General features: G+C 41.7%; 26 protein-coding genes. 11 read left to right on the forward strand and 15 right to left on the reverse strand.

Annotated elements, in window-relative coordinates; all coding sequences use genetic code 11:
- Positions 1 to 134 precede the first annotated feature (134 nt).
- The 4 genes from AAEU31_RS19895 to AAEU31_RS19910 are packed head-to-tail and all read right to left on the reverse strand — an operon-like array spanning position 135 to position 3,035.
- A complete protein-coding gene (locus AAEU31_RS19895; protein ID WP_421968104.1) occupies positions 135 to 602 on the reverse strand; it encodes an outer membrane lipoprotein in 468 nt (155 codons plus the stop codon).
- Between the two features lie 12 nt (positions 603 to 614).
- The gene (gene lpoB / locus AAEU31_RS19900) at positions 615 to 1,226 is read right to left on the reverse strand and encodes a penicillin-binding protein activator LpoB (RefSeq protein ID WP_421968116.1); all 612 of its coding nucleotides are present in this window, start codon (positions 1,224 to 1,226) and stop codon (positions 615 to 617) included.
- 10 nt (positions 1,227 to 1,236) lie between these two features.
- Positions 1,237 to 1,662 carry a YcfL family putative periplasmic lipoprotein gene (locus AAEU31_RS19905; protein ID WP_135926286.1) on the reverse strand — a complete coding sequence of 142 codons (426 nt, stop codon included), beginning with the start codon at positions 1,660 to 1,662 and terminating at the stop codon, positions 1,237 to 1,239.
- Positions 1,663 to 1,670: 8 nt separating this feature from the next.
- Positions 1,671 to 3,035, reverse strand: a complete 1,365-nt coding sequence (locus tag AAEU31_RS19910) for a COG3014 family protein (protein WP_421968105.1) — start codon at positions 3,033 to 3,035, stop codon at positions 1,671 to 1,673.
- Positions 3,036 to 3,169: 134 nt separating this feature from the next.
- Between AAEU31_RS19910 and AAEU31_RS19915 the strand changes: the two genes are divergently transcribed.
- Complete coding sequence (locus AAEU31_RS19915) at positions 3,170 to 4,027, forward strand: DMT family transporter (protein ID WP_421968106.1); 858 nt, start codon at positions 3,170 to 3,172, stop codon at positions 4,025 to 4,027.
- Here AAEU31_RS19915 and AAEU31_RS19920 read toward each other — a convergent pair.
- The 7 genes from AAEU31_RS19920 to AAEU31_RS19950 form a co-directional block, all read right to left on the reverse strand.
- Complete coding sequence (locus AAEU31_RS19920) at positions 4,008 to 4,709, reverse strand: M15 family metallopeptidase (RefSeq protein WP_421968107.1); 702 nt, start codon at positions 4,707 to 4,709, stop codon at positions 4,008 to 4,010. The two genes, AAEU31_RS19915 and AAEU31_RS19920, sit on opposite strands and share 20 nt — an antisense overlap.
- On the reverse strand, positions 4,706 to 5,836 hold the full coding sequence (dapE, locus tag AAEU31_RS19925) for a succinyl-diaminopimelate desuccinylase (protein ID WP_421968108.1): 1,131 nt from the start codon (positions 5,834 to 5,836) through the stop codon (positions 4,706 to 4,708). The genes AAEU31_RS19920 and dapE overlap by 4 nt, the downstream gene beginning before the upstream one ends.
- On the reverse strand, positions 5,836 to 6,180 hold the full coding sequence (locus AAEU31_RS19930; RefSeq protein WP_135925138.1) for an ArsC family reductase: 345 nt from the start codon (positions 6,178 to 6,180) through the stop codon (positions 5,836 to 5,838). The genes dapE and AAEU31_RS19930 overlap by 1 nt, the downstream gene beginning before the upstream one ends.
- A 5-nt stretch (positions 6,181 to 6,185) precedes the next feature.
- On the reverse strand, positions 6,186 to 6,629 hold the full coding sequence (locus tag AAEU31_RS19935) for a PTS glucose transporter subunit IIA (protein ID WP_421968109.1): 444 nt from the start codon (positions 6,627 to 6,629) through the stop codon (positions 6,186 to 6,188).
- Positions 6,630 to 6,686: 57 nt separating this feature from the next.
- A complete protein-coding gene (locus tag AAEU31_RS19940) occupies positions 6,687 to 7,079 on the reverse strand; it encodes an ACT domain-containing protein (RefSeq protein ID WP_135925133.1) in 393 nt (130 codons plus the stop codon).
- 210 nt (positions 7,080 to 7,289) lie between these two features.
- Positions 7,290 to 9,446 carry a phosphate acetyltransferase gene (gene pta, locus AAEU31_RS19945; RefSeq protein WP_135925130.1) on the reverse strand — a complete coding sequence of 719 codons (2,157 nt, stop codon included), beginning with the start codon at positions 9,444 to 9,446 and terminating at the stop codon, positions 7,290 to 7,292.
- Positions 9,447 to 9,450: 4 nt separating this feature from the next.
- Positions 9,451 to 10,665: an acetate kinase gene (locus AAEU31_RS19950; protein ID WP_421968110.1), complete on the reverse strand. Its 1,215-nt coding sequence runs from the start codon at positions 10,663 to 10,665 to the stop codon at positions 9,451 to 9,453.
- Positions 10,666 to 10,954: 289 nt separating this feature from the next.
- Here AAEU31_RS19950 and yfbV point away from each other — a divergent pair, with 289 nt between their 5' ends.
- Positions 10,955 to 11,401 (forward strand): terminus macrodomain insulation protein YfbV, encoded by a 447-nt coding sequence (yfbV, locus tag AAEU31_RS19955; RefSeq protein WP_138557370.1) that lies wholly within the window; start codon positions 10,955 to 10,957, stop codon positions 11,399 to 11,401.
- Here the strand turns inward: yfbV and AAEU31_RS19960 are convergent.
- From AAEU31_RS19960 to xthA, 3 genes are read right to left on the reverse strand one after another with little or no spacing between them, the layout of a single operon-like run.
- Positions 11,398 to 12,195 (reverse strand): putative RNA methyltransferase, encoded by a 798-nt coding sequence (locus AAEU31_RS19960; RefSeq protein ID WP_135925116.1) that lies wholly within the window; start codon positions 12,193 to 12,195, stop codon positions 11,398 to 11,400. The genes yfbV and AAEU31_RS19960 overlap by 4 nt on opposite strands.
- Entirely contained in the window at positions 12,192 to 12,839 is a 648-nt protein-coding gene (locus AAEU31_RS19965; RefSeq protein ID WP_421968117.1) for an energy-coupling factor ABC transporter permease, read from the reverse strand. Before AAEU31_RS19965 ends, AAEU31_RS19960 begins: the two co-directional genes overlap by 4 nt.
- Positions 12,839 to 13,648, reverse strand: a complete 810-nt coding sequence (gene xthA, locus AAEU31_RS19970; protein ID WP_054552965.1) for an exodeoxyribonuclease III — start codon at positions 13,646 to 13,648, stop codon at positions 12,839 to 12,841. The genes AAEU31_RS19965 and xthA overlap by 1 nt, the downstream gene beginning before the upstream one ends.
- Positions 13,649 to 13,894: 246 nt before the next feature.
- On the opposite strand from xthA, the gene AAEU31_RS19975 reads away from it, so the two are divergent.
- From AAEU31_RS19975 to rluB, 4 genes are all read left to right on the forward strand, one after another.
- On the forward strand, positions 13,895 to 14,329 hold the full coding sequence (locus AAEU31_RS19975) for an exonuclease III (protein ID WP_135925109.1): 435 nt from the start codon (positions 13,895 to 13,897) through the stop codon (positions 14,327 to 14,329).
- A 206-nt stretch (positions 14,330 to 14,535) separates the two neighbouring features.
- The gene (locus AAEU31_RS19980) at positions 14,536 to 15,057 is read left to right on the forward strand and encodes an EF-hand domain-containing protein (protein WP_421968111.1); all 522 of its coding nucleotides are present in this window, start codon (positions 14,536 to 14,538) and stop codon (positions 15,055 to 15,057) included.
- A gap of 130 nt (positions 15,058 to 15,187) precedes the next feature.
- Entirely contained in the window at positions 15,188 to 15,778 is a 591-nt protein-coding gene (gene scpB, locus AAEU31_RS19985) for an SMC-Scp complex subunit ScpB (RefSeq protein ID WP_135925105.1), read from the forward strand.
- Positions 15,775 to 16,647, forward strand: coding sequence for a 23S rRNA pseudouridine(2605) synthase RluB (rluB, locus tag AAEU31_RS19990; RefSeq protein WP_235382491.1), 873 nt, complete (start codon positions 15,775 to 15,777; stop codon positions 16,645 to 16,647). Before scpB ends, rluB begins: the two co-directional genes overlap by 4 nt.
- A gap of 94 nt (positions 16,648 to 16,741) precedes the next feature.
- Here rluB and ald read toward each other — a convergent pair whose 3' ends face one another.
- Positions 16,742 to 17,863: an alanine dehydrogenase gene (gene ald / locus AAEU31_RS19995; RefSeq protein ID WP_135925100.1), complete on the reverse strand. Its 1,122-nt coding sequence runs from the start codon at positions 17,861 to 17,863 to the stop codon at positions 16,742 to 16,744.
- Positions 17,864 to 18,005: 142 nt separating this feature from the next.
- On the opposite strand from ald, the gene lrp reads away from it, so the two are divergent.
- The 5 genes from lrp (at position 18,006) to crcB (ending at position 23,462) form a co-directional block, all read left to right on the forward strand.
- A complete protein-coding gene (gene lrp, locus AAEU31_RS20000) occupies positions 18,006 to 18,485 on the forward strand; it encodes a leucine-responsive transcriptional regulator Lrp (RefSeq protein WP_063704651.1) in 480 nt (159 codons plus the stop codon).
- 141 nt (positions 18,486 to 18,626) lie between these two features.
- Positions 18,627 to 21,116, forward strand: a complete 2,490-nt coding sequence (locus tag AAEU31_RS20005) for a DNA translocase FtsK (protein ID WP_199526703.1) — start codon at positions 18,627 to 18,629, stop codon at positions 21,114 to 21,116.
- Positions 21,116 to 21,742 carry an outer membrane lipoprotein periplasmic chaperone LolA gene (gene lolA, locus AAEU31_RS20010; protein ID WP_138557372.1) on the forward strand — a complete coding sequence of 209 codons (627 nt, stop codon included), beginning with the start codon at positions 21,116 to 21,118 and terminating at the stop codon, positions 21,740 to 21,742. Before AAEU31_RS20005 ends, lolA begins: the two co-directional genes overlap by 1 nt.
- Positions 21,743 to 21,745: 3 nt before the next feature.
- Positions 21,746 to 23,083 (forward strand): replication-associated recombination protein A, encoded by a 1,338-nt coding sequence (locus tag AAEU31_RS20015; RefSeq protein WP_421968112.1) that lies wholly within the window; start codon positions 21,746 to 21,748, stop codon positions 23,081 to 23,083.
- Entirely contained in the window at positions 23,076 to 23,462 is a 387-nt protein-coding gene (gene crcB / locus AAEU31_RS20020; protein ID WP_074989576.1) for a fluoride efflux transporter CrcB, read from the forward strand. The genes AAEU31_RS20015 and crcB overlap by 8 nt, the downstream gene beginning before the upstream one ends.
- Positions 23,463 to 23,467: the final 5 nt, after the last annotated feature.

Genomic DNA, 23,467 nt, shown 5'->3' on the forward strand with positions numbered 1-23,467 from the left:
CTTACCGCCGAAGAGCTTTCAGACAAAGCGAGTTCAGCTATTTTGAGCTTGAATGCTCGGTGATGTTTGGACATAAAAAGACCCCCAGTAATTGGAATGTCCAACTATTGGGGGTCACTTCAAGGCTCGCTTTTTTAATAAGCTTTATCAACACGCACCGTGTTATCGGTGAGGTACACAAGGCGAACTTTATCGCCTTGATTAAACAGCATCTGGTTGTCTTTATCTTGAACAACCATGTATTGTTCACCGCTTTCTACTTTTATCATTAATTCAACGAGCTGATATTGTATTACGCGACTGTTTTGTTGACGGTTGTGAGCAACAGAGCCACCAATCATTGAACCTAAAATAGTTGCGACGGTACGACCACTGCCGCCGCCAAACTGATTACCAATAACACCTCCGAGCAATGCACCGCCAAAGGTTTCCCAGCCATTAGTTTTGTCTCTAACTAGCTCTTGATCAGTAATCGTTCGTACCGATTGCACAGATCCAAATAACACCTGCTCTACTGGCACTGCTTTATTACGCTGATAATCAGCGTAACTAGGGGAGCTGAGTAATAAACAGCTTACCAGGATTGTTACTAAGTATTTCATACATCCTCCTGACTACCAGCCAAAAGTTGATTTCTCGCGTGTTTTACGGATTTCAGTTTCATCAGCCCATTCAACTAGGCCACTTTTTAAATCCATTAAACGCATAGTAAATTTGTAATACACATCAGCCTTATCAGCATTTGACTTAACAATGCTCGATAAGTTGCCGTATAACATGTACTGAGCCCCAACTTGTTGACCAAATGCAATCGCTGTACTTGGGTTAACTAGCGGGTCATCGTTTTGAAAATTAAGTTGCTCACGTACCGCTTCAACGCGTGTCATATCAACAAAGCGAAACTTACCACTGCGTAGTAATTGTGTTGAGATTGAATCGGTGATTGATTCGGTATCAATGTGTTCACTGGTTTTATTCTTAATACGCTCTACAAACACGACTGGGCGACTATTTGCTGTCATTGTGCCAACCACAGGTGAAGCAAGTAACGAGTCTGTCATTTGGCTTGCTACTTTTTGTAGATCGGTTGATCCAAAGTTGATATCAGTTGTTTCAACAGCTTGAGCATCGCCGTAGCTAACCACCGCTTTATTGGCACAACCAGAAAGCAGCAAAGTGCTAGTTATCGCAATGGCCGCAGCCGATTTAACAGAAAGTAATTTCATCATGGTTTCCTTAATCTTCAAATTCTTGTGCTTCTGTTGACACTTCACGCACTGCAAGCGAGAAGGTGACAGCATTTGCTGTCGGGGCTAAGCCCGGTAACTGTGTTTTAGCAAATCCAAATAAGGTAATGGGTTGCCAAGGAGAGTGATTGCCGCGTATAACAAAACCATCAGCGTCATACCAAGTAAATTGGTACTGTAAATACTGTGATTTTTTATATTGGCTTGCCAATGTCACAACCACATCTGTTAAGCCGTTTGTTTGGCGTGTTTTTACATCTGTAATTGCAAGTTTTTGCCCTAGTTCTGGGTTATTAACGATCAATTGTTGGTTATATTGTTTTGCAGTTTGCTCAACACCAATGCCAGAAGTGGTCGGGCGTGAGGAGCAGGCCGCAACAAGTAAAATGGTTAATAGTGGCACTAAATATTTCATCATTGCTCCTAAAGTTGAACGACATGTGTGTCATAGTAGCTATTAATAGAGGTTAGGAAAATTAAGGTTAACCCTTGCTTACTAACCGAAAAGTTTATTTCGCCACGACCTGGTACAGATAAAACATGTTCACCAGTTGTCATGGTATTTTGAGCAATACTTAATTGACTTGGTAAGGTAAGCCAACTTCTTGTATCTGCTTGTTCAGAGGCCATGTTATATATATTGGCTAAAATATTACCCACATCGCCGCCGCTTCTTGCCAGTTCAGCACGCATCTTTTCTTTTGCAACCAAGCGCATTACTTGTCTGGTAATTCTTCCGGTACTTTGATCTTTAAGTGTTTTCGCTGCTAGTGCCTCGAGCCTAACGATTGGTTTAAGGATGAAGTTGTCGCCATCCAATGTAATGTTCTTGTCGTTATTTGCATAAGGTGCGCCGCGGTATACAGGCATAGCAATACTATAAAAACGCGCATCTCCACGGGACGAATAAATAGGCAAGCGTAATTGAAACTCTTGTCTTGCTGGTATTAAACCTTGCTCTGCAATTACAATTACTTGGCCCGTGTTTGGCTTATGCTGCTTAAGTTCACCAAAGCGTTTACTAAATTCTTCAAAGTCTTGCTCAAAGCCTTGTTTTTTAGCAAGTCGTAAAACAGTTTGTTGTAGGTAGCTATTATCGCTATTTATTTCGAGCGCTTTTTTATAGTCGATATAGGCATCATCAAACTGTTTATCCGCCTCATAAAGCAGGCCCGACAAATAGAAAGTAAAGGCATTTTGAAAACCATTTTTAACATTGCCAATTAACTCGGCCATATCGGGATAACCCTCAGCTGCATTTTCTGCTTGTTCATCAAGTACAGCTTGGTTGTCTTTTAATGCATCTTCTTGTACTTTATTTGCGCGTCTAACTTCAACTAATGCTGATTCAAGTTGGTTATCAAATACGTAGCTCAGTGCTTTGTAGCTATGTAACATGGTCATTTCATAGGCAGCAGGCTCATAACCAATCACTGAATCATTTGTTAATAATGAATTTGTTTGTTCAAGACTTGTGCTTAGTTGTATTTTGGCTGCTTGACGCTTTTTTTCCATGTTTTGATAAACAGTTTCAAAGGTCTCATTGGCCTGAGAATTCTGTTTCGCTAAAAATTCAAGACGAGCAGTTTCAAGCTGATTCAATAAATAGTTACTGTGGCTACGGCTATTGCTCGGCAACAATTGCTGCGCATTTTCTATATTATTTTGAGATACAGCTTGGCGCACAGGTCTTAGCTGCGTCGCATAATCTTGGAATAGATCAGTAATACCTATGGTACTGCAGCCTGATAACAGTAAAACAGCGCCAATAAATAAACGTCGATGCACTGAACACTCCTTTTAAACAATGTACTCAGATTAGCATACGCGGCTTAACCTTCTATGATAAATTATGTAAAAAATCGTAAGTTAATAGACAACTTACTGGTCTAGTGTTTTTTAATGTTAAAGGAACACCACATTTGTTAAGTACTGTACTCTATACTTTAATTGCACTGTGTGCGTTTGCAGCTAACTCCTTGCTGTGTCGTATGGCATTACAAAGTGGTGATATTGACCCATTAAGTTTCACTGCCTTACGCTTGGTAAGTGGGGCATTGATGCTGCTTATACTGTTGCAGTGGCAATTAAAATCGCAAAGAGCTAAGCCTTTAACCGATAAAGGTAACAATATTAGTGCGCTTAGTTTATTTGTTTACGCGCTCTGCTTTTCAGTTGCCTACGTTGATTTAAATACCGGCACGGGCGCACTTATTTTATTTTCTGCGGTGCAACTGACTATGATAGGCCACAGTGTTTTTAACAAAGAGCCGCTTAGTAAAGTGCAGTGGGGGGCGTTGTTTGTAGCCTTTGCTGGCTTTATTTATTTAATGTTGCCCTCTGCAACAATGCCCTCTTTTTTACCCGCTATGCTTATGGCAATAAGTGGCGTAGCGTGGGGAATTTACAGCATTCGTGGAAAATCATGCAGATCACCGCTGCAAGCAACTAGTTTTAACTTTTTAAGAAGTTTAATACTTGTGCCGATTTTAGTCCTTGTAGTTGCTTTAGATTGGCAAGCAGTCTCAGCTACAGGGATTTGCTTAGCTGTAGCCTCAGGAGCACTTGCATCAGGAGTCGGTTACAGTATTTGGTATGTTGCACTACCAAAACTAAAAAGTAGCCAAGCGGGTGTGGTACAACTAACAGTCCCAGTGCTTGCTACAATAGCGGGGGTGCTATTTTTAGATGAGCAACTGACAACGCGTTTAATAATAGCCAGCGCCTTAATTCTTGGCGCTGTTTTGGTGTTTTTAATGGCTAAAAAGCGCAGTCTTTAGATTTAGGGGCATTGATATTTAATATGTAGCGTTCATAAAGCGTGTTAAGTTCAGTTAAAATCGCTTGTTTGCCGCTAAGCTCACTTTGTTCAATACATTGCTGTAATGTTTCAACTGACAAATACTGCATCATCTTTGCTGAAGCTCTGATATGGCTAATATGCCAAGGCTCAGGGGCAACCCCGCCTTTATATTCTTGATAGGGGCGATAAAAACCATACTTTTCAAGGTTATTATCAAGCCATTCAGCAAGCTTAGTAAATGGTCCTGTGGTCGAATACTCATCAGGTGTTAATTGCAGTTGATAATCATCGTCAATAGGGCGGGTATCGTAGATGTCGAGGTCGGTACCAAAGTGATGCCTGCTTGCCCCCGGTAGTGCAGAGTAAAGCATAATCGCGTGACACTTTTCAGTATCAGTTAAACGTTGTAAGTCTACCGTTTTTTGCTCAAGAGTATAAACTGGGCGAAGACCCTGAAATTTAGCATTCCAAATAGCACTTTGACGATGAAAATCGCGAAAGCTTGAGGCTATCGCCAAATCAATACCTGCTTCTTTCGCGCCTTGTTGAAGGGCTAAAAAGTCATCAACAATATCACCATGCAAGCGGTGGTTTTGTAGCCCAACTAAATGTGAGCTACTTAACCCTGTGGCGCATTGTTTAAGCTCGGTTTGGTTCATGTAAGCAGTTGCTCTAAAATGATTTCATAAATATCTGCAAGCTGAATTAAATCATCTGTGCTAACACATTCGTTTACTTTATGAATGGTTTCATTACGAGGGCCCAGCTCAATGACTTTGGCACCTGTTTGCGCAATAAAACGGCCATCAGATGTACCACCGGTGGTTTCAAGCGCTGTGTCGCGTCCGGTCACCTGCTTAATAGCGTGTACTGTAGCATCAACTAACGGACCGTGATCGGTTAAAAACGGTAGTCCATTAACAATCCAACTTAGTTCATAATCAAGGTTATGTTTTTCAACAATATCAACAACTCTTTGTTGTAGCTGTTGATAGGTTACTTCGGTACTAAAGCGAAAGTTGAATTGAATGTCGAGCTCGCCTGGGATCACATTGCCAGCTCCGGTGCCACCATTTATATTTGAAACTTGAAAGCTTGTTGCAGGGAAAAACTCGTTACCCTGATCCCACTCGGTTTGGCTAAGTTCAGTTAACGCCGGTGCAGCTAAGTGAATTGGGTTTTGTGCTAAATGTGGATAAGCAACGTGACCTTGTACACCTTTAACGGTTAAAAAGCCTGTTAATGAGCCGCGACGACCATTTTTTACTACATCACCCAGTTTATCTCGCGACGATGGTTCGCCAACTAAGCATAAATCAATCTTCTCACCACGGGCTTCAAGGGTATCGATAACACGGGTTGTACCGTTGATAAACGGGCCTTCTTCATCTGATGTAATTAAAAATGAAATAGACCCTTTATGATCTGGGTGTTTTGCAATAAAGCGCTCAGTGGCAACAACCATAGCTGCTAAGGAGCCTTTCATATCGGCTGCACCGCGTCCGTGTAGCATGCCGTCTTTTACCAGTGCCGAAAAAGGCGGGTGCTGCCAATTTTTTTCAGGACCTGTTGGTACAACATCTGTGTGACCAGCAAAACAAAAATGCGGTGACGCATCTCCCATACGAGCCCAGGTATTTAAGGTATCAGTGAAAAACAGTGATTCAATATTAAAGCCAAGTTTTTCAAGGCGCTCGTTCATTAACGCTTGGCAACCGGCATCTTCAGGGGTCACTGATTCACGCTGGATAAGCGCTTGAGCAAGTTCAATAACAGGGTGAGTCATTAGGCAAAAATCTCATCGTATTGAGCTGCTTTAAAACCTAAGTGGTATTGGCCATTATGCACAAGTAGCGGGCGCTTGATCATCGCAGGTTGCTCAACTAATAATGCTAATGCTGATTCTTTATCGAGATTTTGTTTTTGTTCATCAGATAACTGGCGATAAGTTGTGCCGCGTTTATTAACTAAATCTTGCCAATCAATATGCGCTGCAAATTCATTAACTAGCTCTGCACTGATGCCGTCTTTACGGTAATCATGGAAAGTAAACTCTTGATTATTATCAGATAAATATTTTTTCGCTTTTTTAATTGTATCGCAATTGCTGATACCATACATGATAGTCATAAATTCTACTTTTTAGTTACAGTGAGTAAAGTATCTACCCCAGCAATGACCTGAGATAGTGAATAATAAAGGGGGCCAAGATTATGGCTGTTGAGCACGCAAACTGTGCCTAGCATAGGGCTGCTTAGCTCGCGTAGGTCAAAATAGGCTAATCGCTCACCTTGGCTAATTTTACTGCCATTTAGCTTAGCAATGTTGGTGTGGTTAATATGCTCTTCTATAGATGAAAACGATAAATTTAATAATATTTTCAAACCATTTTTGGCCTGTAAAATATATTCTTTTCCTGCATTTTTAACTTGTAATAGTGTGCCATCGAAAGGAGCGATAATATTGTGGCTCGTTAGTTCTACACAAATCCCAGGACCAACGGTGGCATACCTAAAAAAAGGCTCTGGGTGTTCAGCCATACTTTTAACACGACCTGTAAAAGGGCTTTTGATTGCCATACAACGCGCTTTTCTTAGACTGCGCTCAGGCAAATATTGAACGTCGATACTCATGGCTTATTTAACGTCACCTATCACATGGTAACCGTCTTTTCTAAGTGCTGTAATGGCTTTTGCCATGCTTTGCTTTTTCACCAATACATAATCGGTATCGTACGTTGATAAAGCAAAAATCGAAATTGACGCTTTAGCAAGCACACCAGAAATGTTCGCCATAATACCCGTTAAAGAAAAGCCAAGAGGGCCAATCACTTCAAGTGCTAGCCAATCAGTTTCTTGATCTAAACTGTCTATTGCAAAGGTACTTGGGCATACAATTGATAGCTCATCGGCGGTTTTAGCAATAAAGAAAATAGCTTGTTGGAGTAGGGCAGGATCAATCGTTGCATCAACATCTAAACTATGAATGGTAAGTTCTTCACTATGAAGTTGTAACGTTTGTTTTGACATCTGTGATCCTATCTTTGAAGCCTTTGAATTTATAGTATAGGTAAACAAAGTTAAGATAAAGCGCAATAATTTTGATTGCTGGGGATTTGCTCAGTTTAGCCTTTAAATCTTGTCCACAGATTCTGTGGATAAATATGGGAATAGCTCAGTATAAAGAAGGTAATAGGCTAATTTATAAAGAATTTATAAATTAGCCTAATTTTTGAAGGGTTAATTTTCTAAGCTTTCAACTTGCTTAGCTTGAATCGCCGTAAGGGCAATGGTGTAAACAATATCGTCTACTAATGCACCACGGCTCAAGTCATTTACTGGCTTACGCATACCTTGCAGCATTGGGCCAATACTAATTAAGTCAGCACTACGTTGCACGGCTTTATAGGTTGTATTACCGGTATTTAAATCTGGGAATACGAACACCGTCGCTTTACCTGCTACAGGGCTGCCAGGAGCTTTCTTAATCGCAACGTTTTCCATAATTGCAGCGTCGTACTGAAGTGGGCCATCAATCACTAAATCAGGGCGCTTTTGCTGGGCAAGCTTAGTGGCTTCACGCACTTTTTCTACGTCAGCACCTGAACCCGAAGTACCCGTACTGTAGCTGATCATTGCAACACGAGGCTCAATACCAAACGCGGCGGCTGAGTCTGCTGATTGAATTGCAATATCGGCTAACTGCTCTGCGGTTGGGTCTGGGTTAATTGCACAGTCACCATAAACCAGTACTTGATCAGGTAACAGCATAAAGAATACCGATGAGACTAACGACGAGCCAGGTGCAGTTTTAATTAACTGTAACGGTGGGCGAATGGTGTTTGCAGTGGTGTTAACAGCGCCCGAAACTAAGCCATCAACTTTACCTTGCTCAAGCATCATGGTACCAAGTACCACATTGTCGAGTAGCTGCTCTTGGGCAATAACTTCAGTTAAGCCTTTGTTTTTACGAATTTCGACCATAGGCGCAACGTAATCGTTAATTACATCACTTGGTTCAATAATTGTAACGTTATCGTTGAGCTCTACACCTTGTTGCTCTGCAATACGTAAAATCTCTTCTTTGTCACCAAGCAGGATTGTTTTAGCAATACCACGTTGGCCACAAATTGCCGCAGCTTTAATCGTACGCGGCTCATTACCTTCAGGTAAAACTACGGTTTTATTCGCTTGACGAGCTTTGTCTGTCAGTAAGAAACGAAACGCAGGCGGTGACATTTTACGAGTACGGCCAACACTTTTCGCAAGGCTGTCTAACCAATCAGAGTCGATATGGCTGGCGTTATGATCTTTCACCTTATCGATACGTTGGTCATCATCACATGGTACTTCCATATTGAAGTTGTGCAGCAAGAGTGACGTGCGCCAAGTATCTTCCTCTGTTGCAAGAATTGGCAGGCCTGTATCCATGGCTTGCTCGCACAATTTCATAATGCGATCTTCAGGCTTAAAGCCACCGGTTAATAAAATCGCCCCAAGCTTGGTGCCATTCATGGCTGATAAACAAGCGGCAACTAATACATCAGAGCGATCGCCTGGTGTTACCAGTAATGCACCCGGGGTAAAGTGGCTTAAAATGTTTGAAACTGTTCGCGCACAGAAAGTGACACGACGTAAACGACGGTGAGCCATGTCGCCTTCGTTAATGACTTCGGCTTTTAAGTATTCACATAAATCGCGCACACGCGGCGCTACTAGGTCGAAATCCCACGGAATTGAACCTAATAACTTAAATGGGTGCTTTCTGAAAATCGGCAGTGATGCTAAACGGTTTAATTCGTTTTCAAGTTGCTCAGGCTCATGGGCCTCAACAAGGTCTGCACGTGCGCGACCTTCGTCATCTAAAGGAGCATTTACTTTGTTGAAAATACAACCTAGCACGCGAGGGTGGTTAACACCGCCATAATTGCCAGAGGCGATTTCTAAACGGTCTTCAATTTGGTCATTGCTATCGTTGCTTGGTGTTAATACAAAAACAATATCAGCACCTAATGTTTGCGCGATTTCGCGGTTTACACGGCCAGCATAAGGCTGACGACGTGTTGGCACCATACCTTCGATAATAGCAATTTCGTCTTCTTTAATAGTACTTTCAAAGCGCTCTACGATTTCTTCTAGTAAGTCGTCGCCTTTACCATCACCAATCATTTGCTCTGCATAGCTCAGCTCAAATGGTGTAGGTGGATTAATTGGCGAACCATGGGTGACAATTTGCGTTGACTTTTCTGGGCCTGTATCGCCAGAACGAGGCTGTGCGATTGGCTTAAAAAAGTTTACCTTTAGCGCTTTTTGCTCAAGCGCGCGGACTAAACCAACAGAAACAGACGTTAAACCAACCCCCGTTGAAATAGGGATCAACATAATTCTATGTGCCATTTACTTAAGCCTCCTGTGCAATACGGGCTGCATCGTTAGCAATCACCCATTCTTCGTTGGTAGGGATCACAAACGCTTTCGCATGCGCTTGGCCTTTTGAAATTAGACCTTCTTTACCAAAACGTGCCGCTAAGTTTGCATCTTCATCACACTCAAGGCCTAAAAAGCCTAATTGAGTGATGACTTTGTCACGAATAATATCTGAGTTTTCACCGATACCGCCGGTAAAAATAAGTGCATCTAAACGTTGTAGAGGAACTAAAAAAGCAGCTATTTGTTTAGCTAAGCGGTAACAGAAGATATCGAGTGCAAGGTTTGCTTGCGGGTGGCCTTCAACGGCGGCTTCTTCGATAGTGCGGCAGTCATTTGATAATTCACTAATACCTAGCAAGCCACTTTGCTTATTGAGTAAATCATCAATTTCTTGAGCCGTGTAATTAAGTTGCTGCGTTAAGAAGGTGAATAAACCCGGATCGATGCTACCACTGCGAGTACCCATCACTAAGCCTTCAAGCGGCGTAAGACCCATACTGGTATCTACACTCTTACCATCTTTAATCGCACACACTGAGCAACCATTACCTAAATGTGCACTGATCACATTAGTTTGCTCGCGCTCTTTGCCTAATAATTTTGCTGCTTCACCAGCAACGTAGTAATGACTGGTACCATGAAAACCATAGCGTCTTACGCCATGCTCTTTATAAAGCGAGTAAGGCAAAGCATATAAGTAAGCAATATTAGGCATGGTTTGGTGAAACGCAGTATCAAATACGGCAATTTGTGGCAGCGCTGAGAACGCTTGCTTTGCAGTGCGAATACCCAATAAGTTTGCTGGGTTATGAAGTGGTGCAAGTGCCGCTGTTTTTTCAATAGCTGCAAGTACATCATCGTCGATAAGTACAGATTCAGTGAAATGCTCGCCACCGTGCACCACACGATGACCTACAGCGATTAAATTATCTGCCAGACCTAAGTTATTGACTAGCTTAACCAATTCAGCAATCGCCGCATCGTGGGCTTGACCTTTAGCAAGTTCAATCAGCTTTTTTTCACCATTATATTTATATTTGATTGAAGGCGTGTCTGAGCCAAGGCGCTCAGCTAAACCTGAAATAACTTCGTCAGAAGTGGTGGCATCTAAAATGGCAAATTTTAAACTTGAACTACCACAGTTCAGTACTAAAACATGGTGTGGTGGGTAAAGGGGCGTTGGCATAGCTAGGTCCTAAAAGTACGATATCAGTCAGTGTATATTAAGGCTTGATAATTAGAATTCTTTGCCAGTATAGTAAATAAGTATTTTGTTGCTACACTTAACAAAGGTGGGCTGTAATTATACTAAAGTCTCGTTGACTTAAGCCGATAACATTTTATCTCATTTAGACTATTAACGTTAGTGTCAATGACATAAATTGTTATAAAAACGAGGACAGGTTTTGCAGGGATTGTATCCGGGAGTGTGTTACACTCAGTTGTGAAACAGTATGAAAACCCGAGGAGTGATGATGCAAAAAGGTGTCATGTCACAAGTGCAAACAGGTCGTCAGTACGCGAAAAAATGGCCAATGCGACAAGAGCTAGCTCCAATGTTTGCTGAATTCAGAGTGATCAAAGCCACTGACTTGGCAATCACAGTCATGCCTATTCTGGCTATGTTCACAGTGTTCATGCAAGTAAACTATTTAGGTAGTGATTACTTCCCTCAAGCTATTACTATCGCTTTATTTTTTCTGTCGTTACCTTTTCAAGGCTTACTGTGGTTAGGTCGTCGCGCTCAAACTCGTTTAGAACCAGCAATGTTAAGTTGGTATACCGAGCTGCATAGTAAAATGAAGGCACATGGCTATCAGTCACAACTCACAACTGAAAAACCATGCTACACAGATTTAGCTCAACTTTTAAAAGATATGTTCGAAAAGATGGATAAAGCGTTCACAAAAGAACACTTTTAATCACGAATAAACTGGCTCACATAAAACGATAACGTTACTTTTTGTGGGCCTTGTTGCTCTATCTGCTGCCAATGCTCTGGGCGAAACTTCCAAGCAAACGGCGTCATCATAATTAAATGTTTAATCTCATCAACAGGCAATAGCACCTGTTGCTCTAGTAAGTTTATTGACTCTTTACTAAATCCTGCTGGTGGCTCTATCTCTGTATGTGGTTTTACATCCGCATAAATAAACGCTTTTAATTCTTTAAGATGCCAAGGTCCTGGGCTTGCGACAATTAGACTGCCTTGCGATTTGGCAAGTCGAGCAAGTTCTTGTGCAAATAAGGGGGCAAACACACTGACAAGCACATCGGCAGATGCGTCAGCAAAAGGGGCTTGGCTAATCGAGGCAACACTAAAATTTGCATTTTCATAACGCTTAGCCGCGTATTTTACCGCCGGCTTGGAAATATCAACACCATATACTTCGGCACTCGATTGCGCTGCTATTGCTTGGGTATAAAAGCCTTCGCCACATCCTAAATCAATTACTGTATTTGGTTTAAGTGATGCCACTAACTCAGCTAAAGCTTGCTGTAAAAAAAGGTAGTGCCCCGCACTTAAAAAAGCTCGGCGTGCTTGCACCATTTCAAGGTTATCACCCGGTTGTTTCGACTTTTTATTTTGCACGGGTAGTAAATTGACATAACCCTCTTTAGCGATATCAAAACTATGGTTGTTGTCACAGCGGTAAGTTTTATCGGTTAGCGTAAGTTCAAGTTTGCAAAGCGGGCAGTGATAGTGAAGACTCATGAGTCTAAATAGTCCTTATCATAAAAGGTTTTAACCCAGTGCGGGCGATAGGTGATCAACAAGGTAATAGCCATGCCATTGAGCATTGCTTCAGGAAACCAAATTATGGCACATAGAATGAGATAGTTTTCTGAAATCTCAATAAAACTGTAATCACCCAATAAGTAATAAAACACACCACTGGTAAGTATTTTGATACAAGCGATAACAGCCGCGGTTAAAAATGCGCATAAAAAGATATAAATAAAAAAGTGTCTTGGTAAATAGCTATAGCAAAGTACAAAACACAAGTAACTCAGCGTGATAGGTATAAATGCCGTAAACAGTAAATGCACAGGCAATAAGGGCAGTGGCAACTGAGCGACTAACACCAGCAGGAGACTTGCAAGGCTGCTTGCAAAAATAGCTAGTCGCCAACCTAAAATCAGGGTCACTGCGGTGACCCCTAAGATATGCAATTCGAGGCCCGGCAATATTCCCGCTTTAATGCGCCATAATATTGCAAGTACTAAAGCACACGCGAGCACACCCACTTGTCTTATTGGTGTTGCCAATAATTGGGATGCGCTTTGCTTATCAAAGCTTAGCCAAAGTACTAAAGCCACACAGCTCCACAATGGGAGCTGCCATTGTATCGTCTCTATCATGCGTTAAATGTTGACCAAATTGGCGCATGATCAGATGGTTTTTCGATACCACGTAATTCGTAATCGATACCTGACTCAACACAACGCTCAGCAAGTGCTGGGGTTGCTAAAATCACATCAATACGTAAACCGCGATTGTCATCAAAACCTTTTGAGCGGTAATCAAACCACGAATATTGTTCGGTTTTTTCTGGGTATAGTTCACGGAAGGTATCTTTAAAGCCCCAGTTTAATAACGTGCTTAACCATTCACGCTCTTCTGGTTGAAAAGAACATTTACCCGTTTTTAACCAGCGCTTACGGTTAGGCTCGCCAATACCAATGTCGAGATCGGTTGGTGAAATATTAATGTCGCCCATCACAATAACATCTTGCTCTGGCGTGTGGTTATCTTCTAAGTGAGTCATTAGATCTTTATAGAATTGACGCTTATATGGGAACTTGGTTTCATGGGCAATATTATCGCCTTGCGGGAAGTAGCCATTCATCACAGTAAGATCGCGACCATTTTCTTGAGTCACTGTTACGCTGATCATTCGACGCTGTGATTCATCTGTATCGGTTGCAAAACCTTTTACAACCGATTTAGGTTCTTGCTTACATAGCATTGCCACGCCGTAATGCGCTTTTTGACCATGGAAATAAACGTGATAACCCATTTTTTGTACATCCTCAAGCGGGAAGGCTTCATCATGCACTTTGATTTCTTGTAAGCCAATGATATCTGGTTGATGTTTATCAATCACCGCTTGCAACTGGTGTAAACGGGCGCGCAGGCCGTTAATGTTAAATGAGATTACCTTCATGGATTACCTATCTGAATTTTTGTTTATTCGTTTAGCGCAATTCTACCATCAAAATAGGGCTTATTCATGAGCAAATTACGAAAATCAAATTGAATAAATGTTGATCAATTGCTGCTTATTTTAAAAACATTGTTAACTCAGTATTAATAATTAAATTAAATAAATAATTCAGTTGATCTACTTATTTTTGGTTATATAATGCGCGCAAATCACCCGTTCATATTATGTACTATTTAAAGGTAAACCATGAAAAAACAATTAGTGATGCTTTCTCTTGCATGTATCTCATTTGGCTCATTAGCAAGCAACCCGCACTACTTTTCAGCTGATAACCGTATTGAATCAAAGTTATGTAGCTTAAGTGCGAACGAAGGGTTTACCGCTGCACGTAAAGAAGCAGCAAAGCATGGCATTTCAATGTCACGTTTTTCAAAGAGCATTTTATGTAACGGTACTGACATCCGTGAAATTGCTAAAAAAGCACAATCACAAGAAGCTGCAACAAAGGCAGCTGTTGAAGTGTTTGCTAAAAATGAGCAAAAAGAGACTCAACTTTGTATCACTGCACTTAAAAAAGGTTTAACACCTGTGCGTGAAAAAATTGGTAACTTAAATACTTTAAAATGTAATGGCGAAGCAGTAACAGATTTCGTTAAGCGTTACCAAAACGCAGCTATCTAATAGCAACATTATAGTTAGATTGAAAAAGCGCTCTTTAGAGCGCTTTTTTTATGAAAAAATTACAGTAATTAATGAAAAGCTTGCTAAATCATAGGCTTAACCTTAACTTAACCAGGTTGTAAGTGCTTGATTTTAGCCAATAAGGCATTTTGGCATTCAACTTGTAACAGTCGAAGTGAATCTAATCGACTACAAGGAAATGTCTTATGAAAAAGTTAACTTTAGCATCAACAATTTTAGCAGCATTAAGCCTATCAGCCTGTTCTGCGAGTAACTCTTTAGCAAAAATCGACAGCGATTTTGGCAGCCTAGATAATGACAACGACGGTTATATCTCTAAAGTAGAAGCTGACGACGATGCTATTTGGGAGCACTTTTCAAATATCGATACCAATATGGATGAGCAAATCAGCCGTACTGAATTTAATGCTTACATGCAGTTAAATACAGGTAAGGTGGCAACTGATAGTGAGGTATCTGAATCAGCATTTAAAGCTGAAATCGCTAAATTTGACCCAATCGAAAATGACTTTAAATCGTTAGATAACGATAAAAATGGCTATATTTCTATTGAAGAAGCGGATGACGACGACATTGCAAATCACTTTGGCTATATGGATAGCAACAAAGATAAACGTGTAAACCGCAATGAGTTTATTAGTTACATTAATAAATATGGTAGTGAAGTTGCCGAAGACGACGCGTTAGAGATGCTTAACAAGAGCTAATTTTATAAAGCAGCTATTAAATACCCCAAAAGCCAGTGTTTTACGCTGGCTTTTTTATAATAATTTTTCCAACCTTGGTCGACTTCTGTCATAATAGAGCGTTAGTGAGTAAAAATGACCTTTAGTAGCAATGGCCGCAAAACGTATCAGTGATGAACAATTAGTCGAAATCATAGAAGCCGCGATTTTTGTTGCCGGAAAGCCCGTGTCTAAGCGTCATTTAAAAGAGACAGTATTAGCTGATTTAAGCGTATCTATGCCACGCATAAATAATGCAATTGACCAAATTCAAACGCATTATCAAACTCGAGGCATTAAGCTTGTTGCCGTTGGCAGCGGTTATCGGTTTCAAGCATGTGCAAGTTTAGCACCTTGGCTTGCAAACTTATGGCAAGAGCGAGCACCGAAATACTCAAGAGCACTATTAGAAACTTTATCCTTGATTGCCTACAGACAACCCATAACCCGTGGTGAGATTGAACAAGTACGGGGGGTTACAGTTGGCTCAGGGATAATTAAAACATTATTAGAAAGAGAGTGGATAAGAGTTGTTGGCCACAAAGAAGTGCCGGGGCGTCCTGCCTTGTACGCCACCACTGCTGCTTTCTTAGACTATTTTTCATTAGCTGGTTTAGATGAATTACCACCACTGCCTGAGCTTCAGGAAAGTAAAATCAACCAGTTATTGAGCGATCCTTCTGTGAGAGAACTATCTGAATGAGTAATTTAGAAACTGAAAAGTTACAAAAAGTATTAGCCCGTGCTGGTGTGGGTTCACGTCGTGAAATGGAAAAATACATTGATGCTAACCGCGTAAGTGTTAACGGTAAAGTTGCCCGTTTAGGTGACCGTGTAGAGGCAAGCGATGTAATCCGTGTTGATGGTCACGTTGTGAAAATTGAAGACAAAGCTGAGCGTATTTGTCGTGTGCTTATGTATAACAAACCCGAAGGCGAGTTATGTACACGTAAAGACCCAGAAGGTCGTCGTACCGTATTTGACCGTTTACCACGCGTTGATGGCGAACGTTGGATTGCGGTAGGTCGATTAGATATCAACACTGCAGGTTTAATGCTTTTTACTAACGATGGTGAACTTGCTAACCGTTTAATGCATCCAAGTTACGAAGTTGAGCGTGAATACTCAGCGCGAGTGTTTGGGGAAGTAACAAACGAGACCTTAAGAACATTAACCAAAGGTGTTGAACTTGAAGATGGTCCAGCAAAATTTTTAAATATTAAACCGCTTGGTGGTGAAGGTATCAATCGTTGGTTTAATGTTACGTTGACTGAGGGACGTAACCGCGAAGTACGTCGTTTATGGCAATCGCAAGATGTAGAAGTTTCTCGTCTTATTCGTATTCGTTACGGTAAGTTAGAGCTTGATAAGCGTTTACCACAAGGTGGTTGGGCTGAGCTTGATTTAGATACCGTTAACTATTTACGTAAAACTGTACAGTTAGGTCGCGAAACACAAACTAAGTTGTCGGCTATTCCTGAAAAACGTAAAGACAAGCGTGCTAAAATTAACCAAATCCGTAAGGCGGTTAAAAAGCACAATCAACGCGCTAAACAAACTAAGCGTCGTTAATCAGCAATATCATTGTTTGCAGATAAACTGATTTATTCGCAAACAGGCATAAAAAAAGCAGCGATTCGCTGCTTTTTTTGTTTCAAAATGCTATTTATGCATTTTCAACCGCTGTACGTGGGTCAACATATTCCATGTTGAAAGCTTCTGCTACTTCTTTATAAGTAACTTGGCCTTTGATCACGTTTAAGCCTTTTAAGAAATGTGCATCATCAAGAAGCGCCTTCTTATAACCTTTGTTAGCAAGGTTGATGATATACGGTAATGTTGCGTTGTTAAGTGCAAACGTAGAAGTACGTGGTACAGCACCTGGCATGTTAGCAACACAGTAGTGAACAACGTCATCAACGATGTAAGTAGGATCTGCGTGAGTTGTTGCTTTAGAAGTAGCGATACAACCACCTTGGTCGATTGCAACGTCAACGATAGCAGAACCAGGCTTCATTGCTTTGATGTGCTCAGCTGTAACTAGTTTAGGCGCTGCTGCACCTGGGATTAGTACGCCACCGATCACAAGGTCAGCTTCTAGTACGTGTTTTTCTAACGCATCAGCAGTAGAGTAAATAGCTTTAACTTTGTTACCGAACTGTGCGTCTAATGCACGTAATACGTCGATGTTACGGTCAAGAACAACAACATCAGCACCTAGGCCAACTGCCATTTGCGCTGCGCTACGACCAACCATGCCGCCACCGATAACAACAACTTTAGCTGGCTCAACACCTGGTACACCACCCAATAACATACCACGGCCGTGGTTTGATTTTTCAAGCGCTTGTGCACCAGCTTGGATAGACATACGACCAGCAACTTCACTCATAGGAGCAAGAAGAGGTAAACCGCCACGAGCGTCAGTTACAGTTTCGTAAGCGATACAGATTGCGCCGCTTTTAACTAGGTCTTCAGTTTGTGGAAGATCCGGTGCTAAGTGAAGGTAAGTAAATAGAATTTGGTCTTCGCGTAACATTGCACGCTCAACAGCTTGAGGCTCTTTTACTTTAACGATCATTTCAGCTTTAGCAAAAACGTCAGCAGCGGTTGGTAAAATTTCAGCACCAGCTGCAACATAATCTTCGTTAGTGAAGCCAATGCCCATACCTGCATCAGTTTCAACAAACACTTGGTGGCCATGGTTTACTAGTTCACGAACACTCGCAGGAACCATACCTACACGGTATTCATGGTTTTTAATTTCTTTAGGTACACCAATAATCATAGTTTTTCGCCTTAATAGAACGGGATAAAATTTTTGACTATTATATTCATGACATGCCAGTGTGTCTCACCTTTTTTAAGTTGGATTCTAGTGATATAATCTAAAAAATTAATTTTAACAGTTTAAAACTCTGGTTTGTCTTATGCACCAATTACTCGACCGAATTGACCGTAAAATTTTAATGGAATTACAGCTCGATGGTCGGATCTCTAACGTAGAGCTGGCAAGGCGTGTAGGCCTAAGTGCAACACCCTGTTTAGAGCGGGTAAAAAAGCTCGAAAGGGAAGGGTACATACTCGGTTATAAAGCCGTGGTAGATCCAGCAAAACTCGGGCAAGGTTTGTCGGTTTATGTAGAAGTGACTATCACTAAAACATCACCCGATGTATTTGAAGAATTTAACGCTGCAGTTAAAAAGCACGATGAAATTATTGAATGCCATTTAGTATCAGGTAATTTCGACTTTCTATTAAAAACGCGGGTAAACGACATGTCGGAATATCGAAATGTTTTAGGGGATATTCTACTAAAACTACCTAATGTCAGTGAAAGCCGAACCTATGTGGTAATGGAAGAAGTAAAAGGTGAGCAAGGGGTCATTATTCGCCCATATATTGCCTAAACTGTTAAAATACACATTGAGTAACAAAAACTTGTTCATTATCAGTCCATCAAGGTTAAGATAAAGTGCATCAAACGGCATTTCCTGCTAAGGTATTTCACTGCTAATCGATGAGTAAAGAATAATAAGGAATAGGGAGCTATGCGCCTAAATGGTGTTCAAAGACTGTTAGAAACGGGGCTAATTATTAGTACCTTTGCAGCAGTATTTATTTTATGTGCATTAATCAGTTTTGATCCAGCCGATCCTTCTTGGTCGCAAACCGGTGAATTTGTTAATGTTAAGAATATTACCGGCACCGCAGGTGCATGGATTGCGGATATCCTTTTGCTTAGTTTTGGCTGGCTAGCTTATCTTGTGCCGGTAGCCATTCAGCTGTTTGGCTATTTACTGTTTAAACAACCTCATCGTATTTTACAGCTTGACTACACCACGCTTGCTCTAAGAGTCATTGGCTTTGCGTTATTCATTACCTCAGCCACGGCAATTAGTAGCATCAATTTTGATGACATATATAATTTTTCATCGGGCGGGGTAGTAGGTGATGTGATTGCCACAGCCATGATGCCTACTTTTAATTTCACTGGCACCTCTATTTTATTGTTGTGTTTCTTTTTTGCCGGCCTAACGCTACTAACAGGAGTTTCTTGGGTTCAGTTTGTTGACTTTGTTGGTAAGTGGGTGATGAAAATATTCTACTTCTTACGCGCGCAGTTTTCTGCATGGTTAAATCGCGAAAGAGAAGCGGTTAAACCAACGTCAGCCGAACCAGACGCTAACTTTGAACAGCAAGATAGCAACCCAGCTATAGGTTTCGATGACATAGACGAGCCAGCAACAAAGCCATCACAAACACAGAAAAAACAGCCAAGCAGTAGTGATGATGAATTTGAAGGTTTTGATGAGCTTGACGATATTCTTGATCAAGAAATTGGCTTTAGTGCGCTTGATGACGAATCATTCGATACTGTATCGGCACTTAATGCGCTTGATCAAAGCCCAGTCGTTGAGCCAGAAAAACCTGTAACAACGGTTGTATCGCCTGCGCGCCCAATGCCAAAGGCAAAACCTGCGTACCAGCCACCGCCAACGGCAAAAGAAAAGTTTGAAGCCTTACTAGATGAGCAACCGCCTGCTAACCCATTACCATCGCTAGATTTACTCGATCGCCCAGATAAAGCGAAAAATCCATTATCACAAGAAGAGCTCGATGGTATCTCACGTTTAGTTGAAACCAAACTACTTGATTTTAATATTCAAGCTGCGGTTGTGGGTGTTTATCCAGGTCCGGTTGTAACTCGCTTTGAGCTTGATTTAGCGCCGGGTATCAAAGTAGCCAAAATCACCGGCCTTGCTAAAGATTTAGCGCGTTCACTGTCTGCGGTGAGTGTTCGTGTTGTAGAGGTTATTCCGGGTAAAACCTATGTTGGTTTAGAGCTACCTAACAAACACCGTGAAATCGTGCGTTTAAGTGAAGTTATTAACGCACCTAAATTTGAATCAAACCCATCACCACTCACCATGGTGTTAGGTAAAGACATTGCTGGTGAGCCAGTATGTGCTGACCTTGGTAAAATGCCGCATTTACTCGTTGCAGGTACCACAGGTTCAGGTAAGTCAGTGGGCGTTAATGTAATGATATTAAGCTTACTGTACAAATCGGGCCCTGATGATGTTCGTATGATCATGATTGACCCGAAAATGCTTGAACTTTCGGTGTACGAAGGCATCCCACATTTATTATGTGAAGTTGTTACCGACATGAAAGAAGCAGCCAACGCTTTACGTTGGTGTGTAGGCGAAATGGAGCGTCGTTATAAGCTAATGTCGGCGCTTGGGGTGCGTAACTTGAAAGGTTACAACCAAAAAGTGCTTGATGCGAAAGAAGCGGGTCACCCTATTTTAGACCCACTTTTTAAAGACACAGATGGCATGGCCGATGGCCCTGAAGAGCTTGGTAAATTGCCGAGTATTGTGGTGGTGATAGACGAATTTGCCGACATGATGATGATCGTGGGTAAAAAAGTGGAAGAGCTGATTGCTCGTATTGCACAAAAAGCTCGTGCTGCAGGTATTCATTTAGTGCTAGCAACACAGCGCCCATCGGTTGACGTTATTACAGGTTTAATTAAAGCGAATATTCCAACCCGTATGGCGTTCCAAGTTTCAAGTAAAATTGACTCGCGTACCATTTTAGATCAGCAAGGTGCCGAAAACTTACTGGGTATGGGTGACATGCTTTACTTACCGCCGGGTACCAGTGTGCCAGTGCGTGTACATGGCGCGTTTGTCGACGACCACGAAGTTCACGCGGTTGTAGATGATTGGAAAAAACGTGGTAAACCAAATTATATAGATGAAATTTTAAGTGGTGATGCCACAGAAGAAATTTTACTACCTGGAGAAACCAGTGAAGACGGTGATGAAGAGTCAGATCCGCTTTACGATGAAGCAGTATCATTTGTAATTGAAACCGGCAAAGTGTCGGTATCGAGTGTACAGCGTAAGCTTCGCGTAGGTTATAACCGCGCAGCTCGCTTAGTTGAACAAATGGAAACATCAGGCATTGTTAGCGCACCGGGTCATAACGGTGCTCGCGAAGTCTTAGTGCCAAATGGTGGAGCAAATTAATGAAAAAAATTAAATACCTAGCCCTAATTATGGGTTGTTTATTAAGCGGTCAAAGTTTTGCAGACGACAGCGAAGCGTTGCAACAACAATTGGCTGCGATTAAAAGTTTTAAAGCACAGTTTTCGCAACAAGTGACCGATTCTCAAGGTGAAGCTATCATGCAAGGTGAGGGGAACATTGCCCTTCAGCAACCTATGATGATCCGCTGGCAACAACAAAGCCCAGATGACACCTTGTTTGTATCAAATGGCGACAAAACTTATTACTTCGACAGCTTTGCTGAACAAGTAACCATTATGAATACCCACAGCCTAATTGATTCAACACCGTTTGTATTGTTGACCTCAAAAGATCCTGAGCAGTGGGCAAAATACCAAGTTGTGGCAACAGAGGCAGGCTTTAGTGTCACGCCAAACAAAGGCGTTGAGAGCCAAGTTGAAAAGTTAGATATTAGCTTTAATGCTAAAGAGCAAGGTCTTGCATCACTAACTGTATTAGACACCTCAGGTCAGCAATCTTTATTTACCTTTAAAGATGCCAAAGTAAACGAAGCGCTTGCAGCTCAAACATTTGAATTTACCATTCCTGAGGGTGTGGAAGTTGACGACCAAAGCCAAGGTGATTAAGGCTTGAGTAACCTCGGATTTAATTTTGGCCCTGATGTGCGCCCACTCGCGGCGCGCATGCGACCAGAAACACTGAATGACTACATAGGTCAGCAGCACCTATTGAGCCCCGACAAACCTCTTTACCAAGCGATTCTTGCAGGACGATGCCACAGCCTTATTTTGTGGGGGCCGCCTGGCGTTGGTAAAACTACCTTAGCGCAAATTATTGCTAACCATGCCGATGCAAGCCTTATTCAAATGTCGGCTGTTACAGCAGGCGTGAAGGATATTCGTGAGGCAGTAACAGAAGCGAAAGCAAACCTTGCTGGGCGAGGACAACGCACTTTATTATTTGTAGACGAAGTGCACCGCTTTAATAAATCTCAGCAAGATGCATTCTTACCACATATCGAAGATGGCACCTTTATTTTTGTTGGCGCAACCACCGAAAACCCATCATTTGCACTTAATAACGCGATATTGTCTCGTGCCCGTGTGTATGTTCTAAAAGCACTTGAGCAAACCGATTTATTTACCGTGATTGAGCGCGCCTTGCGTGAAGACGTAGAGCTTAGCCAAAAACACATTGAAATTGCCGATAACGCCAAACAGGCGCTTTGCCAAGCAAGTGATGGCGATGCGCGAAAAGTACTTAACTTGTTAGAACAAGCCGTTGATTTAACCACGGAGCAACAGGGCAAATATCTTGTTGATCAACATGTTTTAAGCCAAGTACTGCCAACTCACTTAGCCAAGTACGACAAAGGCGGCGATGAGTTTTACGACTTGATTTCAGCGTTCCATAAGTCTGTACGAGGTAGTTCACCTGATGGCGCTTTATATTGGTATTGCCGTATTTTAGCCGGTGGCGGCGACCCACTTTATGTGGCTAGGCGTTTATTAGCGATTGCCACAGAAGATATTGGCAATGCCGACCCGCGAGCAATGGAAGTCGCACTCAATGCGTGGGATATTTTTCAACGTGTTGGCCCAAGTGAAGGTGAGCGCGCTATTGCACAAGCCACTATTTACTTAGCAAGTGCACCGAAAAGTAACGCTGTGTATATGGCGTTTAACCAAGCGCTACAAGATGCTAAAAATGAGCCGAGTTATCCTGTACCAGAGCATTTACGCAATGCACCAACAAGTTTAATGAAAGATTTAGGTTATGGCGCTGAATATCGTTATGCTCACAATGAAGAAGGTGCATTTGCGGCTGGCGAAAAGTACTTCCCAGAAGCAATTAATGATCGCCAGTATTACTTCCCAACCGAACGTGGACTTGAACAAAAAATCAAACAAAAGCTGGACTACTTAACTCAGCGCAACGAGCAAAGTGATATTAAACGTTATGAATAGTTTGAAACTTTACATGATGATTGCGCTAGGTGGTGCATCGGGAGCATGTTTACGCTATTTTCTTAGCGAAACCATGCTAAAACTGCTGGGTAGGGGATTCCCTTTTGGCACGTTGACAGTTAATATTCTTGGTTCATTGTTAATGGGCATTTTGTACGGCTTGATTGAAAAAGAAATAATCGCTGTTAGCCCAGCTAAAACCTTAATTGGTATTGGCTTTTTAGGTGCATTGACCACCTTTTCAACATTCTCAATGGATTCGTTGTTGCTATTGCAACAAGGTCACTTTTTTAAAATGGCCCTCAATATCACCTTAAACGTGGTGGTGTGTATATTTATGGCTTGGCTGGGCCTTCAGCTGGTAATGCAAAAAGGTTAAAAATC

It is taken from the genome of Pseudoalteromonas thalassia, from assembly GCF_049257215.1.
GTDB classification, from domain to species: domain Bacteria; phylum Pseudomonadota; class Gammaproteobacteria; order Enterobacterales; family Alteromonadaceae; genus Pseudoalteromonas; species Pseudoalteromonas lipolytica_C.

What these genes read in the sequence shown, in the direction of transcription:
- AAEU31_RS19895 (WP_421968104.1), bottom strand. Translation starts at nt 602, where the DNA reads ATGAAATACTTAGTAACAATCCTGGTAAGCTGTTTATTACTCAGCTCC.
- lpoB (WP_421968116.1), bottom strand. Translation starts at nt 1,226, where the DNA reads ATGAAATTACTTTCTGTTAAATCGGCTGCGGCCATTGCGATAACTAGC.
- AAEU31_RS19905 (WP_135926286.1), bottom strand. Translation starts at nt 1,662, where the DNA reads ATGAAATATTTAGTGCCACTATTAACCATTTTACTTGTTGCGGCCTGC.
- AAEU31_RS19920 (WP_421968107.1), bottom strand. Translation starts at nt 4,709, where the DNA reads ATGAACCAAACCGAGCTTAAACAATGCGCCACAGGGTTAAGTAGCTCA.
- dapE (WP_421968108.1), bottom strand. Translation starts at nt 5,836, where the DNA reads ATGACTCACCCTGTTATTGAACTTGCTCAAGCGCTTATCCAGCGTGAA.
- AAEU31_RS19930 (WP_135925138.1), bottom strand. Translation starts at nt 6,180, where the DNA reads ATGACTATCATGTATGGTATCAGCAATTGCGATACAATTAAAAAAGCG.
- AAEU31_RS19935 (WP_421968109.1), bottom strand. Translation starts at nt 6,629, where the DNA reads ATGGCAATCAAAAGCCCTTTTACAGGTCGTGTTAAAAGTATGGCTGAA.
- AAEU31_RS19940 (WP_135925133.1), bottom strand. Translation starts at nt 7,079, where the DNA reads ATGTCAAAACAAACGTTACAACTTCATAGTGAAGAACTTACCATTCAT.
- pta (WP_135925130.1), bottom strand. Translation starts at nt 9,446, where the DNA reads ATGGCACATAGAATTATGTTGATCCCTATTTCAACGGGGGTTGGTTTA.
- AAEU31_RS19950 (WP_421968110.1), bottom strand. Translation starts at nt 10,665, where the DNA reads ATGCCAACGCCCCTTTACCCACCACACCATGTTTTAGTACTGAACTGT.
- yfbV (WP_138557370.1), top strand. Translation starts at nt 10,955, where the DNA reads ATGCAAAAAGGTGTCATGTCACAAGTGCAAACAGGTCGTCAGTACGCG.
- AAEU31_RS19960 (WP_135925116.1), bottom strand. Translation starts at nt 12,195, where the DNA reads ATGAGTCTTCACTATCACTGCCCGCTTTGCAAACTTGAACTTACGCTA.
- xthA (WP_054552965.1), bottom strand. Translation starts at nt 13,648, where the DNA reads ATGAAGGTAATCTCATTTAACATTAACGGCCTGCGCGCCCGTTTACAC.
- AAEU31_RS19975 (WP_135925109.1), top strand. Translation starts at nt 13,895, where the DNA reads ATGAAAAAACAATTAGTGATGCTTTCTCTTGCATGTATCTCATTTGGC.
- AAEU31_RS19980 (WP_421968111.1), top strand. Translation starts at nt 14,536, where the DNA reads ATGAAAAAGTTAACTTTAGCATCAACAATTTTAGCAGCATTAAGCCTA.
- scpB (WP_135925105.1), top strand. Translation starts at nt 15,188, where the DNA reads ATGGCCGCAAAACGTATCAGTGATGAACAATTAGTCGAAATCATAGAA.
- rluB (WP_235382491.1), top strand. Translation starts at nt 15,775, where the DNA reads ATGAGTAATTTAGAAACTGAAAAGTTACAAAAAGTATTAGCCCGTGCT.
- ald (WP_135925100.1), bottom strand. Translation starts at nt 17,863, where the DNA reads ATGATTATTGGTGTACCTAAAGAAATTAAAAACCATGAATACCGTGTA.
- lrp (WP_063704651.1), top strand. Translation starts at nt 18,006, where the DNA reads ATGCACCAATTACTCGACCGAATTGACCGTAAAATTTTAATGGAATTA.
- AAEU31_RS20005 (WP_199526703.1), top strand. Translation starts at nt 18,627, where the DNA reads ATGCGCCTAAATGGTGTTCAAAGACTGTTAGAAACGGGGCTAATTATT.
- lolA (WP_138557372.1), top strand. Translation starts at nt 21,116, where the DNA reads ATGAAAAAAATTAAATACCTAGCCCTAATTATGGGTTGTTTATTAAGC.
- crcB (WP_074989576.1), top strand. Translation starts at nt 23,076, where the DNA reads ATGAATAGTTTGAAACTTTACATGATGATTGCGCTAGGTGGTGCATCG.